The sequence below is a fragment of the Enterobacter sp. LU1 genome, assembly GCF_008271405.2.
Classification (GTDB): domain Bacteria; phylum Pseudomonadota; class Gammaproteobacteria; order Enterobacterales; family Enterobacteriaceae; genus Enterobacter; species Enterobacter hormaechei_C.
The window spans coordinates 4,480,514-4,492,702 of the sequence record NZ_CP043438.2; the positions used below are offsets into that span (position 1 = coordinate 4,480,514).

General features: G+C 57.2%; 10 protein-coding genes. 6 read left to right on the forward strand and 4 right to left on the reverse strand.

What is annotated here, in order from left to right:
• Positions 1-31: 31 nt before the first annotated feature.
• From metF to metB, 3 genes are all read right to left on the reverse strand, one after another.
• A complete protein-coding gene (gene metF, locus FZF21_RS21410; RefSeq protein WP_003862045.1) occupies positions 32-922 on the reverse strand; it encodes a methylenetetrahydrofolate reductase in 891 nt (296 codons plus the stop codon).
• Positions 923-1,148: 226 nt separating this feature from the next.
• Entirely contained in the window at positions 1,149-3,581 is a 2,433-nt protein-coding gene (locus FZF21_RS21415) for a bifunctional aspartate kinase/homoserine dehydrogenase II (RefSeq protein WP_017383103.1), read from the reverse strand.
• Between the two features lie 2 nt (positions 3,582-3,583).
• Positions 3,584-4,744, reverse strand: a complete 1,161-nt coding sequence (gene metB, locus FZF21_RS21420) for a cystathionine gamma-synthase (protein WP_017383102.1) — start codon at positions 4,742-4,744, stop codon at positions 3,584-3,586.
• 275 nt (positions 4,745-5,019) lie between these two features.
• Here metB and metJ point away from each other — a divergent pair, with 275 nt between their 5' ends.
• Positions 5,020-5,337, forward strand: a complete 318-nt coding sequence (gene metJ, locus FZF21_RS21425) for a met regulon transcriptional regulator MetJ (RefSeq protein WP_006179183.1) — start codon at positions 5,020-5,022, stop codon at positions 5,335-5,337.
• Positions 5,338-5,385: 48 nt separating this feature from the next.
• On the opposite strand, the gene rpmE is transcribed toward metJ, so the two are convergent.
• The gene (gene rpmE / locus FZF21_RS21430) at positions 5,386-5,598 is read right to left on the reverse strand and encodes a 50S ribosomal protein L31 (protein WP_003862040.1); all 213 of its coding nucleotides are present in this window, start codon (positions 5,596-5,598) and stop codon (positions 5,386-5,388) included.
• Positions 5,599-5,798: 200 nt separating this feature from the next.
• On the opposite strand from rpmE, the gene priA reads away from it, so the two are divergent.
• The 5 genes from priA (at position 5,799) to hslU (ending at position 12,166) form a co-directional block, all read left to right on the forward strand.
• Positions 5,799-7,994, forward strand: a complete 2,196-nt coding sequence (gene priA / locus FZF21_RS21435; protein WP_032104298.1) for a primosomal protein N' — start codon at positions 5,799-5,801, stop codon at positions 7,992-7,994.
• Positions 7,995-8,113: 119 nt separating this feature from the next.
• The gene (cytR, locus tag FZF21_RS21440; RefSeq protein ID WP_017383100.1) at positions 8,114-9,139 is read left to right on the forward strand and encodes a DNA-binding transcriptional regulator CytR; all 1,026 of its coding nucleotides are present in this window, start codon (positions 8,114-8,116) and stop codon (positions 9,137-9,139) included.
• A 92-nt stretch (positions 9,140-9,231) separates the two neighbouring features.
• Complete coding sequence (ftsN, locus tag FZF21_RS21445; protein ID WP_017383099.1) at positions 9,232-10,200, forward strand: cell division protein FtsN; 969 nt, start codon at positions 9,232-9,234, stop codon at positions 10,198-10,200.
• Between the two features lie 94 nt (positions 10,201-10,294).
• On the forward strand, positions 10,295-10,825 hold the full coding sequence (hslV, locus tag FZF21_RS21450) for an ATP-dependent protease subunit HslV (protein ID WP_003862036.1): 531 nt from the start codon (positions 10,295-10,297) through the stop codon (positions 10,823-10,825).
• A 9-nt stretch (positions 10,826-10,834) separates the two neighbouring features.
• Positions 10,835-12,166 carry an HslU--HslV peptidase ATPase subunit gene (gene hslU, locus FZF21_RS21455; protein ID WP_015569947.1) on the forward strand — a complete coding sequence of 444 codons (1,332 nt, stop codon included), beginning with the start codon at positions 10,835-10,837 and terminating at the stop codon, positions 12,164-12,166.
• The last annotated feature ends 23 nt before the right edge of the window (positions 12,167-12,189 follow it).

Below are 12,189 nucleotides of genomic sequence, written 5' to 3' on the forward strand. Positions count from 1 at the left end.
AAAATCCCTCATTTTATGAGGGTTTTTTACTTTACAGCGCCGGGCGAACACCGAGCGTATGGCAAATGGCATAGCTCATTTCCGCGCGGTTCAGGGTGTAGAAATGGAAATCTTTCACCCCTTCGCGACTTAAAATCTTCACCATATCCATCGCGATATTGGCCCCCACCAGCTTGCGGGTTTCCGGGTCGTCGTCCAGTCCTTCGTACATTTTGGACATCCACAGCGGAATGCGCACGTTGGTCATATCCGCGAATTTCTTCGCCTGTTTGAAGTTCGAGACCGGCAGAATGCCAGGGATGATTTCGACATCAATACCCGCCGAGACGCAGCGGTCGCGAAAGCGCAGGTAGCTTTCCACGTCAAAGAAAAACTGCGTAATCGCGCGGTTAGCACCGGCCTCCACTTTACGCTTGAGGTTGAGCAGATCCGCCTGGGCGCTTTTGGCTTCCGGGTGAACTTCAGGGTAGGCGGCCACGGAGATATCAAAGTCGGCAACGTCTTTCAGCAGCCCGACCAGATCGGCGGCAAACATCTCCGGCTTGCCGCTGCCTGGCGGGAGGTCGCCGCGCAGGGCCACAATGTGGCGAATGCCGTTATTCCAGTAGTCCTGGGCAATGGCGCGCAGTTCATCACGGGTGGCGTCGATACAGGTCAGGTGCGGCGCCGCTTCCAGACCGGTTCGGTCTTTAATGCCCTTAATGATGCTGTGCGTGCGGTCACGCTCACCGGAGTTGGCGCCGTAGGTCACGGAGACGAACTTCGGCTTCAGGCTGCTCAGGCGATCGATAGAGCTCCACAGGGTTTGCTCCATTTCACTGGTGCGCGGCGGGAAAAATTCAAAAGAGACGTTAATCTGGCCGTTTACTTCGGCCAGGCTCTGATTCAGTGCTTCCCGCTGGTTGGCGTGAAAAAAGCTCATACCTTACCTCTATCTTTCGCGTGTCGATGTTTGTTGTGTTGTGAACTTCTATACGTTTAGACGTCCAGATGTAAAAATGACGGAAAAGCGGGATGACGTCAACAGAAATAATCAACAATAACGGTGAGGTTTGTTCAGGCAAGATGAAGGGCGTTCATGATGGGGGTGAGTGCGGTCTGCTGCCCTCACCCTAACCCTCTCCCACGGGGAGAGGGAACAAGCGAAATTACAGCAGCTTAGCCAGACGATTAATGTCAGACTGAATGGCTCCGGCGGTGACATCGCGTCCCGCGCCCGGGCCACGGATCACCAGCGGGTTATCGCGATACCAGCGGCTTTCGATGGCGAAGACGTTATCGCACGGCAGGAGCGCCGCCAGCGGATGTTCAGGACGCACCGCCTCCACGCCCACGCGCGCTTTACCGTTCGCCTCGAAGCGCGCCACGTAACGCAGCACCAGGCCCATCTCGTTAGCCGCTTCCAGACGTTGCACCATCTGCTCGTTCAGCTCGTCGCCGTTCTCGAAGAAGTGATCGACGGACCCTTCCTCGCAGCCCGCAGGCACCAGCGACTCAACGCGTACCTGACCCGGCTCAATGTCGTAGCCGGCTTCACGCGCCAGGATCACCAGCTTACGCATCACATCTTTACCGGCAAGGTCAACGCGGGGATCCGGCTCGGTTAAGCCCTGCTGCCACGCCTGATCCACCAGGTCGGTGAACGGAACGGTGCCATCAAACTGCAAAAACAGCCAGGAGAGCGTGCCGGAGAAGATCCCGCTCAGCGCCAGAATGCTGTCGCCGCTTTCAATCAGGTCGCGCACGGTATGGTTCACTGGCAGGCCCGCGCCAACGGTGGCGTTATACAGCCAGTGACGGCCCGTTTTTTCGAATGCGTCATGGATCTGACGGTATTTATCAGTGCTGCTCGCGCCCGCCAGTTTGTTGGCGCTGATGACGTGGAAACCGTGGCTGGCGAAATCCAGATACTGATCGGCCAGCTGTTCGCTGGCGGTCACATCCAGCACCACCAGATCGTCGTACGGGTGCGCGCGCATCCACAGGAACAGCGACTCTTCATCCTGCTCAACCGCTTCATCGTTAAAGAAGGCCAGCGCCCGGCTGGCGTCCAGCCCTTCGTAGTTCAGCAGGCTGCGGCGGCTGTCCACCACCCCTGCCAGAATAAATTCAAACCCGGTACGCGCCGAAAGCGTTACCTGCTCGCGGGCGAACAGTTCCAGCCAGCGGGAACCGATATTCCCTTTCCCGAACAGCACCAGCCCGATGCGTTTTTCCGCGCGGAACAGGGAGGTGTGCAGACCCTGAATCAGGCTTTCGGTTGGCCCCTTGCGCAGAACGGCAACCAGGCTGATGCCCTCTTCCGACTGCCAGGTGAACTCCACCGGCTGACCTTTCAGTTGCTGCCAGAAGCGGTGGCAGTGGAGCGGGTTACGGGTGACGCCCGCGCCCACCATCGCCACCAGCGCCAGCCCCTGACGCAGGCGAAGCTCGCCCGGCAGGCCCGCTTCATCCAGAATTTTCAGGGCGCTGTCCACCACTTCAGCGGTATAGCAGAACTGCAACAGCTGACGATCGTTATGTACGCCAACGGCCAGCGGACGCACCTGGGCACGTTTCAGGATGGTGTCGATATCTTTGTGTGCCAGTTTGAAATCCTGGCCCGCAGGCACCTGGAACTCAATCAGGCAGATGTCATCATGGCTGGTGACAATGCGCGCGCCCGTACCGGATGCCAGCACGCGTTCAATGCGGGTGGAACCCTGATCCGGCGTGTAGCTACAGCGTAGTTGCAGGTCGATGTCGCTGCCGGAAACCGGCTGTAGCGTGCGCGCGTGCAGCACCGGGGCCGCCAGACGCGCCAGTTCGCTCGCTTCGTCGAGACGCAGCAGCGGCAGCAGGCAGGCATCTTTTACTTTGCGCGGGTCCGCGCTGTAGACACCGGCCACGTCGCTCCAGATGGTGACGCGGGACACGCCCGCCAGGGCGCCAATCTGCGTTGCCGAGTAGTCAGAGCCGTTACGGCCCAGCAGAACGGTTTCGCCAGCATTGCTGCGGCTGATAAAACCGGTGACGACAATACGTTTACCAGGATGTTGCACCAGCAGCTGTTGCAGCAGCGGGTAAGACAACCCTTCGTCCACCTGCGGCTGTGCGGCACGTTCGGCACGCAGGAAATCACGCGCGTCGAGCCAGGCGGCTTCCACACCAAGATGTTGCAGCACGGCGGCCATCAGGCGCGCAGACCACACTTCACCGTGGCCAACCACTTCCGCATACACTGCATCGGTAATGCCGCTGTCCAGCAGAGCGGCCAGACGCTCAAGGTCGTGCGTAAAAGCGCTAATCAGCCCGTCTGCCACGTCCGCAGGCAGCAAACCGGCAATCAGTTCACTCTGGTAACGACGTAAGGACTGTTGCACCTGATGCGCAGAGAGGCGATCGGTCTGGCTCAGTTTCAGCCAGCTAATCAACTGATTGGTGGTGCTGCCCGCCGCAGAGACAACCATCATGTCCCCCGGCTGTGAATACTCGGTCATGATCCCTGCGACACGCAGATAACATTTCACATCAGCAAGACTACTACCACCAAACTTGTGCAGCTGACGACCCTTCGTCCCTGCCTGCGCTATCACACTCATGATTACCCCTTGGCTGCGACCCGGAAGCCATTTTCCAGATCGGCAATTAAATCTTCAGAATCTTCAATACCGGTCGAGATACGCAGCAGCGTCTCGGAAATCCCGGCGGCGGCACGTGCTTCGGGTGCCATACCTGCGTGCGTCATGGTTGCGGCGTGGGAGATCAAGCTTTCTACTCCCCCTAAGGATTCCGCCAGCGTAAACAATGACAACCCGCTCAGGAAGCGACGCAGCGTTTGCTCGTCACCGTCCAGTTCAAAACTCAACATCGCGCCAAATCCTTTCTGCTGGCGCGCGGCAATCTCGTGCCCCTGATTTTCCGGCAGCGACGGGTGATAAAGCTTCTTCACCAGCGGCTGGGTTTTCAGGAAATCCACGATCGCCTGGGCATTACGCTGCGCCACGTCCATACGCGGAGACAGCGTGCGGATACCGCGCAGCAGCAAATAGCTGTCGAACGCGCCCGCGGTGACGCCAATGTTATTGGCCCACCATGCCAGTTCGGTGACAACGTCGGGATCTTTTGCAATCACCACGCCCGCCACCACGTCAGAATGGCCGTTCAGATATTTAGTGCATGAATGCAATACCAGATCGGCACCCAGTGCCAGTGGGTTCTGAAGTGCCGGACTGAGGAACGTATTATCCACTACACTTATCGCTCCCGCATCCCTTGCGAGCTGACAAATTTTCGCAATATCGACTACGCGCAACAATGGATTGCTTGGACTTTCCACCAGCACCAGCTTCGGCTGCTCGGCAAGCGCCTGTTTCAGCGCCTGTTCGTCGTTTTGATCGACAAACAGCACACGGTAGCAGCCACGTTTCGCCAGGCTATCAAACAGACGATAGCTACCGCCATAACAGTCGTGCGGCGCCACCAGCAGATCGCCAGGTTTCAGGAACACCGTAGTCACCAGGTGAATGGCAGACATGCCGGTATTGGTTAATACCGCACCCGCGCCGCCTTCCAGTTCCGCCAGCGCGCGCTGGGTGACGTCACGCGTAGGATTGCCGCGACGCGAGTAGTCATGCGCGCGGGGTTCATTAAATCCGGTGAAATTATAGGTGCTGGAGAGATGAATTGGCGGGACAACGCAGCCGTACTGCTCGTCATCATTCAATCCGCTACGCACTGCGATGGTGGCCTGTTTACGCGTCATGGTGAGGCTTCCTGGCGAATGAGGTGAAAAGTCAGGCACCAGAGTAAACATTGAAAGTATGGACGTCAATACATCTGGACATCTAAACTTCTTTGCGTATAGATTGAGCAATGTGCAAATAGCCGTTAAAATTATATGCTTTAGGACACGCTACAGCGGCAATATCCGTGCCTCGGTATCGTCTCTACGGTAAACTACGCAAGATTACGGTTCAAAACTGATGGTTACCGGTTTTGCACCTTTAGATTAATGACTGAGAGGATTAAAGGTATCTCATGGCTGAATGGAGCGGCGAATATATCAGCCCATACGCTGAGCACGGTAAGAAGAGTGAGCAAGTCAAGAAAATCACGGTGTCCATTCCTCTGAAGGTGTTGAAGATCCTCACCGATGAACGTACGCGTCGTCAGGTGAACAACCTGCGTCACGCCACCAACAGCGAACTGCTGTGCGAAGCGTTCCTGCATGCGTTTACCGGCCAACCGTTGCCGAACGATGACGATCTGCGCAAAGAGCGCAGTGACGAAATTCCAGAAGAGGCGAAGGTGATCATGCGTGAACTGGGTATCGACCCGGATACGTGGGAATACTGATAAGCGGATACAAAAAAGGCACCTTGCGGTGCCTTTTTTTCGGGAAACTTATTTAGCGCCCGGGATGCTGAAACGCTTGTTGAAGCGGTCAACACGGCCACCGGTTGCAACATCACGCTGCTTACCAGTGTAGAACGGGTGGCATTTGCCGCACACGTCCAGGTTCAGATCGTGACCCACGGTAGAGCGGATCTGGATAGAGTTACCGCAAGAGCAGTTTGCAGTAATCATTTCGTATTTCGGGTGAATATCTTTTTTCATGGGAGAACCTCAGTTAAGGCCGCGTCGCTCTTCCAGCCCTAACGCCAGACACCACGCGATGTTGAATGTAAGTTCTTTGGCGTAAAATACACCAAAGGCGGCGAATCATACAGAATTTGACCAACGTATGCAAACTGATCCGCACGCCGCTTTCACTAATGTGTATACTAACGCGCCACTTTTCAAGTCAGGAAGATTCGATGCCCGTCGCTCACGTTGCCCTGCCCGTTCCGCTTCCCCGCACCTTTGACTACCTGCTGCCCGACAGCATGAGCGCCAAAGCGGGCTGTCGCGTGACCGTGCCGTTTGGCAAACAGCAGCGTGTGGGGATCGTGGTGTCCGTCAGCGAACACAGCGAACTGCCGCTTAACGAGCTGAAATCGGTTGTTGAGGTGCTGGACAGCGAGCCGGTTTACTCCACCAGCACCTGGCGACTGCTGCTGTGGGCGGCAGATTATTATCATCATCCGATTGGCGACGTGCTGTTCCATGCCCTGCCCATTATGCTGCGCCAGGGCAAGAGCGCCAGCCACGCGCCAATGTGGTACTGGTTTGCCACCGAGCAGGGCCAGGCTGTGGACATTAACAGCCTGAAGCGCTCGCAGAAACAGCAGCAGGCGCTGGCCGCGCTGCGCCAGGGAAAAATCTGGCGCCATCAGGTCGACGAGCTTGAGGTAAGCGAAACCGCGTTGCAGGCATTAAGGAAGAAAGGGTTGAGCGAGCTGGCCAGTGAAGCCCCTGCCCTTCACGACTGGCGCGACGGCTTTTCCGTCTCGGGCGATCGCCTGCGTCTGAATACCGAGCAGGCCACCGCCGTAGGCGCGATTCACAGCGCCGCCGACCATTTTTCCGCCTGGCTGCTGGCGGGCGTCACCGGATCCGGTAAAACCGAAGTGTATCTGAGCGTGCTGGAAAACGTGCTCGCGCAGGGCAAACAGGCGCTGGTGATGGTGCCGGAAATCGGCCTGACGCCGCAAACCATCGCGCGTTTTCGTGAACGCTTTAATGCGCCCGTTGAGGTCCTGCACTCCGGCCTGAACGACAGCGAGCGCCTCAGCGCCTGGCTGAAAGCGAAAAACGGCGAAGCAGCAATTGTGATCGGCACCCGTTCATCGCTGTTTACGCCCTTTAAAAATCTCGGCGTTATCGTAATCGATGAAGAGCATGACAGCTCCTATAAACAGCAGGAAGGCTGGCGCTATCACGCCCGCGACTTAGCCGTGTACCGCGCCCACAGCGAGCAAATCCCCATTATTCTCGGGTCCGCCACCCCCGCGCTTGAAACGCTGCACAACGTTCGCCAGCGTAAATACCACATGCTGCGCCTGACGCGCCGTGCGGGGAATGCCCGCCCGGCCATTCAGCATGTGCTGGATTTGAAAGGCCAGCAGGTGCAGGCCGGGTTAGCGCCTGCGCTGATTAGCCGCATGCGCCAGCATTTGCAGGCGGGCAACCAGGTGATCCTGTTCCTGAACCGCCGCGGCTTCGCGCCTGCGCTGCTGTGCCACGACTGCGGCTGGATCGCGGAGTGCCCGCGCTGCGATCACTACTACACCTTCCACCAGGCTCAGCGCCATTTACGCTGCCACCACTGCGACAGCCAGCGTCCGGTCCCCCGTCAATGCCCGTCCTGCGGCTCAACGCACATCGTGCCGGTCGGTCTGGGAACGGAACAGCTTGAACAGGCGCTCGCGCCCTTCTTCCCGGACGTACCCATCTCCCGTATCGACAGGGATACCACCAGCCGTAAAGGGGCGCTGGAGCAGCAACTGGCGGAAGTGCATCGCGGCGGCGCGCGCATCCTGATTGGTACTCAGATGCTGGCGAAAGGGCACCACTTCCCGGACGTGACGCTGGTCGCCCTGCTGGACGTCGACGGCGCGCTGTTCTCCGCGGATTTTCGCTCCGCCGAGCGTTTTGCCCAGCTTTATACCCAGGTTGCCGGTCGCGCTGGTCGAGCGGGTAAGCAGGGCGAGGTGGTGCTGCAAACGCACCACCCTGAACATCCGCTGCTGCAAACTCTGCTGCACAAAGGCTATGACGCCTTCGCGGACCAGGCGCTGGCCGAACGTCAGACGATGCAGCTTCCCCCGTGGACCAGCCACGTTATCATCCGTGCGGAAGATCATAATAACCAGCAGGCGCCGCTGTTCCTGCAACAGCTGAGGAACCTCCTGCAAGCCAGCCCGCTGGTGGATAATCAGCTGTGGATTTTAGGCCCGGTACCCGCGCTCGCCCCGAAACGCGGGGGCCGTTTCCGCTGGCAACTCTTACTTCAGCACCCCTCGCGTATCCGTTTACAGCAGATCGTCAGCGGCACGCTGGCGCTGATCAATACCCTACCGGAAGCGCGAAAAGTGAAGTGGGTTCTTGACGTCGATCCGATTGAAGGCTGAAGACGGATCGAAAAATTTAATGCGCCTCACACTTTTTATGAAAATTCTGTAACCGATTCCATTAACTATCTGTAAAAATGGTGCTGTCCGCAGTTCGGTGTTCAGGCGAGGAGAAGACGTTGAAGTCCAGGAAAGAGGTTGCCTCGGCGACCATGAAAGACGTTGCCGAGAAAGCACAAGTCTCAACAGCAACCGTGTCCCGCGCATTGATGAACCCTGACAAAGTCTCCCAGGCGACCCGAAACCGGGTTGAAAAGGCGGCGCTTGAGGTTGGATATTTCCCGCAAGCCATGGGGCGCAACGTTAAACGCAACGAATCCCGCACCATCCTGGTGATCGTGCCGGATATCTGCGATCCCTTCTTCAGCGAAATCATCCGCGGCATTGAGGTCACGGCCGCCGCCCAGGGCTATCTGGTGCTGATTGGCGATTGTGCTCACCAGAACCAGCAGGAAAAAACGTTCATCGACCTGATCATCACCAAGCAGATTGATGGCATGCTGCTGCTTGGCTCACGCCTGCCGTTTGATGCCAGCATTGAAGAACAGCGCAATTTACCGCCGATGGTCATGGCGAACGAATTCGCGCCGGAGCTGGAGCTGCCAACCGTTCATATCGATAACCTCACCGCCGCATTCAACGCCGTGAACTATCTTCAGGAACTGGGGCATAAGCGTATCGGCTGTATCGCCGGACCAGAAGAGATGCCGCTGTGTCATTACCGCTTGCAGGGCTACGTTCAGGCGCTGCGCCGTACCGGGGCTATCGTCGATCCGCACTACATTGCGCGCGGTGATTTCACCTTTGAAGCGGGCGGGCAGGCGCTGGAAAAATTGCTGGCCTTGCCAGAACCGCCCACCGCGGTCTTCTGCCACAGCGACGTGATGGCGCTGGGGGCGTTATCCTACGCCAAACGTCACGGCCTGCGCGTGCCGCAGGACCTGTCGATAATCGGTTTTGATAATATTTCACTTTCGGAGTTTTGCGATCCGCCGCTTTCGACCGTTGCACAGCCGCGGTATGACATCGGCCGTGAAGCGATGCTGCTTTTGCTGGATCAGCTGCACGGTCAATCAGTTAGCAGTGGGTCACGGCTACTGGATTGTGAGCTGATTGTGCGCGGCTCTACCCAGGCATTAACTTAAAGTAAATACCTTTCGACACCCTTATCTGGTCAAAGCCCCGTCGCTTAAGTAACATGGCGGGCTGACGAACGAATAAATACAGCGAAACGATAGTGGCACAACGAGATTATGTACGTCGCGGCCAGCCGGCACCTTCGCGACGCAAAAAGAGTAGTTCAAAAAGCAAGCAACGCAGCCTGTCTGCTGTCTCCCCAGCTATGGTCGCCATTGCTGCGGCTGTGCTGGTGGCCTTTATTGGCGGCCTCTACTTCATTACGCATCATAAAAAAGAAGAGTCTGAAGCCCTTCAGGGTAACAAGGTCGTTGGCAACGGCCTGCCGCCGAAGCCTGAAGAGCGCTGGCGCTACATTAAAGAGCTGGAAAGCCGCCAGCCTGGCGTACGTGCGCCTACCGAGCCTTCTGCCGGGGGTGAAGTAAAGAATGCCGATCAGCTGACGGACGAACAGCGTCAATTGCTCGCTCAGATGCAGGCGGACATGCGCCAGCAGCCTACGCAGCTGAACGAAGTACCGTGGAACGAACAAACCCCGGCGCAGCGTCAGCAAACGTTGCAGCGCCAGCGTCAGGCTCAGCAGCAAACGCAACAGCAGCAGTGGACGCAGACGCAGCCGGTACAGCAGCCGCGTACACAACCGCAGCAGCAGACGCGTACCGTACAAACTCAGCCTGTCCAGCAGCAACCGAAGGCGCAGCCGCAGAAGCAAACGGCACAGCCGTATCAGGATCTGTTGCAGACGCCTGCGCATACCACTGCGCAACAGCCAAAAACGCAGCAGGCTGCGCCGGTCACCAAAGAGACCGAGGCACCGAAGCAGACGGCTGAGAAAAAAGATGAACGCCGCTGGATGGTTCAGTGCGGTTCGTTTAAAGGCGCCGAACAGGCAGAAACGGTGCGTGCTCAGCTGGCATTTGAAGGATTTGACTCACGCATTACCACCAATAACGGCTGGAATCGCGTAGTGATTGGACCGGTCAAAGGCAAAGAAAACGCAGACGGCACCATTTCCCGTTTGAAAGTGGCTGGCCACACAAACTGCATTCGACTCGCCTCCGGGGGTTGAAACCCCCAAAATCCCCCCCATCTATCATTTAATTCAGCCCTGAGCACAGGCTCAGGGCTTCTGTTTCCCGAATCTGTAACCAGGGGGTCTGCTCGTGACAACAATAGTAAGTGTACGCCGTAACGGCCAGGTGGTAATTGCCGGTGATGGCCAGGCCACGCTGGGTAATACCGTCATGAAAGGCAACGTGAAGAAAGTACGTCGTCTTTATAACGACAAAGTGATCGCCGGTTTCGCAGGCGGCACGGCTGATGCCTTCACGCTGTTTGAACTGTTTGAACGCAAACTGGAAATGCATCAGGGTCATCTGGTGAAAGCCGCCGTTGAGCTGGCAAAAGACTGGCGTACCGACCGCATGCTGCGCAAGCTCGAAGCGCTGTTGGCCGTGGCTGACGAAAACGCCTCGCTGATCATCACCGGTAACGGCGACGTGGTTCAGCCTGAAAACGACCTGATTGCCATCGGCTCTGGCGGCCCGTACGCCCAGGCCGCAGCCCGTGCGCTGTTGGAAAATACCGACATGAACGCGCGCGATATCGCGGTGAAAGCGTTGGATATTGCAGGTGATATCTGCATCTATACCAACCACAATCACACCATCGAAGAATTACCGTCTAAAGCGTAAGGATCGCCCATGTCTGAAATGACCCCACGCGAAATTGTCAGCGAACTGAACAAACACATTATCGGCCAGGACGACGCCAAGCGCTCCGTGGCTATCGCACTGCGTAACCGCTGGCGTCGCATGCAGCTCGACGAAGAGCTTCGCCACGAAGTGACGCCAAAAAATATTCTGATGATCGGCCCGACCGGTGTGGGTAAAACCGAAATCGCCCGTCGTCTGGCCAAACTGGCTAACGCGCCGTTCATCAAAGTTGAAGCCACCAAGTTCACCGAAGTGGGCTATGTGGGTAAAGAAGTGGACTCCATCATCCGCGACCTGACCGACTCGGCGATTAAGATGGTGCGTGTCCAGGCAATTGAGAAAAACCGCTATCGCGCCGAAGAGATGGCCGAAGAGCGTATTCTCGACGTGCTGATCCCACCGGCAAAAAACAACTGGGGACAGGCTGAACAGCAGCCTGAACCTTCTGCTGCGCGTCAGGCATTCCGCAAAAAACTGCGCGAAGGCGAGCTGGACGACAAAGAGATTGAGATCGATCTCGCTGCCGCGCCAATGGGCGTGGAAATTATGGCGCCTCCGGGCATGGAAGAGATGACCAGCCAGTTGCAGTCCATGTTCCAGAACCTGGGCGGACAGAAGCAGAAAGCGCGTAAGCTGAAAATCAAAGACGCGATGAAGCTGCTGATTGAAGAAGAAGCCGCGAAGCTGGTTAACCCGGAAGAGCTGAAACAGGATGCTATCGACGCGGTTGAGCAGCACGGTATCGTGTTTATCGACGAAATCGACAAGATCTGTAAGCGCGGTAACGCGTCCGGCCCGGATGTCTCACGCGAAGGCGTTCAGCGCGACCTGCTGCCGCTGGTGGAAGGTTGCACCGTCTCCACCAAGCACGGCATGGTTAAAACTGACCACATTCTGTTTATCGCCTCCGGTGCGTTCCAGATTGCCAGCCCGTCTGACCTGATCCCGGAACTTCAGGGACGTCTGCCAATCCGCGTCGAGTTACAGGCGCTGACCACCGAAGATTTCGAACGTATCCTGACTGAGCCAAACGCTTCTGTGACCGTACAGTACAAAGCGCTGATGGCGACCGAAGGCGTGAACATTGAATTTACCGATGACGGTATCAAGCGCATCGCCCAGGCCGCGTGGCAGGTCAACGAAACCACCGAAAACATCGGTGCGCGTCGTCTGCACACCGTGCTGGAACGCCTGATGGAAGACATCTCTTATGATGCGAGCGACCTTAACGGTCAAAGCATTACCATTGACGCAGACTATGTGGGCAAACACCTGGATGCGTTAGTGGCAGATGAAGATCTGAGCCGTTTTATTCTATAATCGCGTTCAATGCATTTTCATCA

Excerpts from the sequence above, each read along its gene's own strand:
- rpmE (WP_003862040.1), bottom strand. The coding sequence starts at position 5,598 with ATGAAAAAAGATATTCACCCGAAATACGAAATGATTACTGCAAACTGC.
- metJ (WP_006179183.1), top strand. The coding sequence starts at position 5,020 with ATGGCTGAATGGAGCGGCGAATATATCAGCCCATACGCTGAGCACGGT.
- hslU (WP_015569947.1), top strand. The coding sequence starts at position 10,835 with ATGTCTGAAATGACCCCACGCGAAATTGTCAGCGAACTGAACAAACAC.
- FZF21_RS21415 (WP_017383103.1), bottom strand. The coding sequence starts at position 3,581 with ATGAGTGTGATAGCGCAGGCAGGGACGAAGGGTCGTCAGCTGCACAAG.
- metF (WP_003862045.1), bottom strand. The coding sequence starts at position 922 with ATGAGCTTTTTTCACGCCAACCAGCGGGAAGCACTGAATCAGAGCCTG.
- metB (WP_017383102.1), bottom strand. The coding sequence starts at position 4,744 with ATGACGCGTAAACAGGCCACCATCGCAGTGCGTAGCGGATTGAATGAT.
- priA (WP_032104298.1), top strand. The coding sequence starts at position 5,799 with ATGCCCGTCGCTCACGTTGCCCTGCCCGTTCCGCTTCCCCGCACCTTT.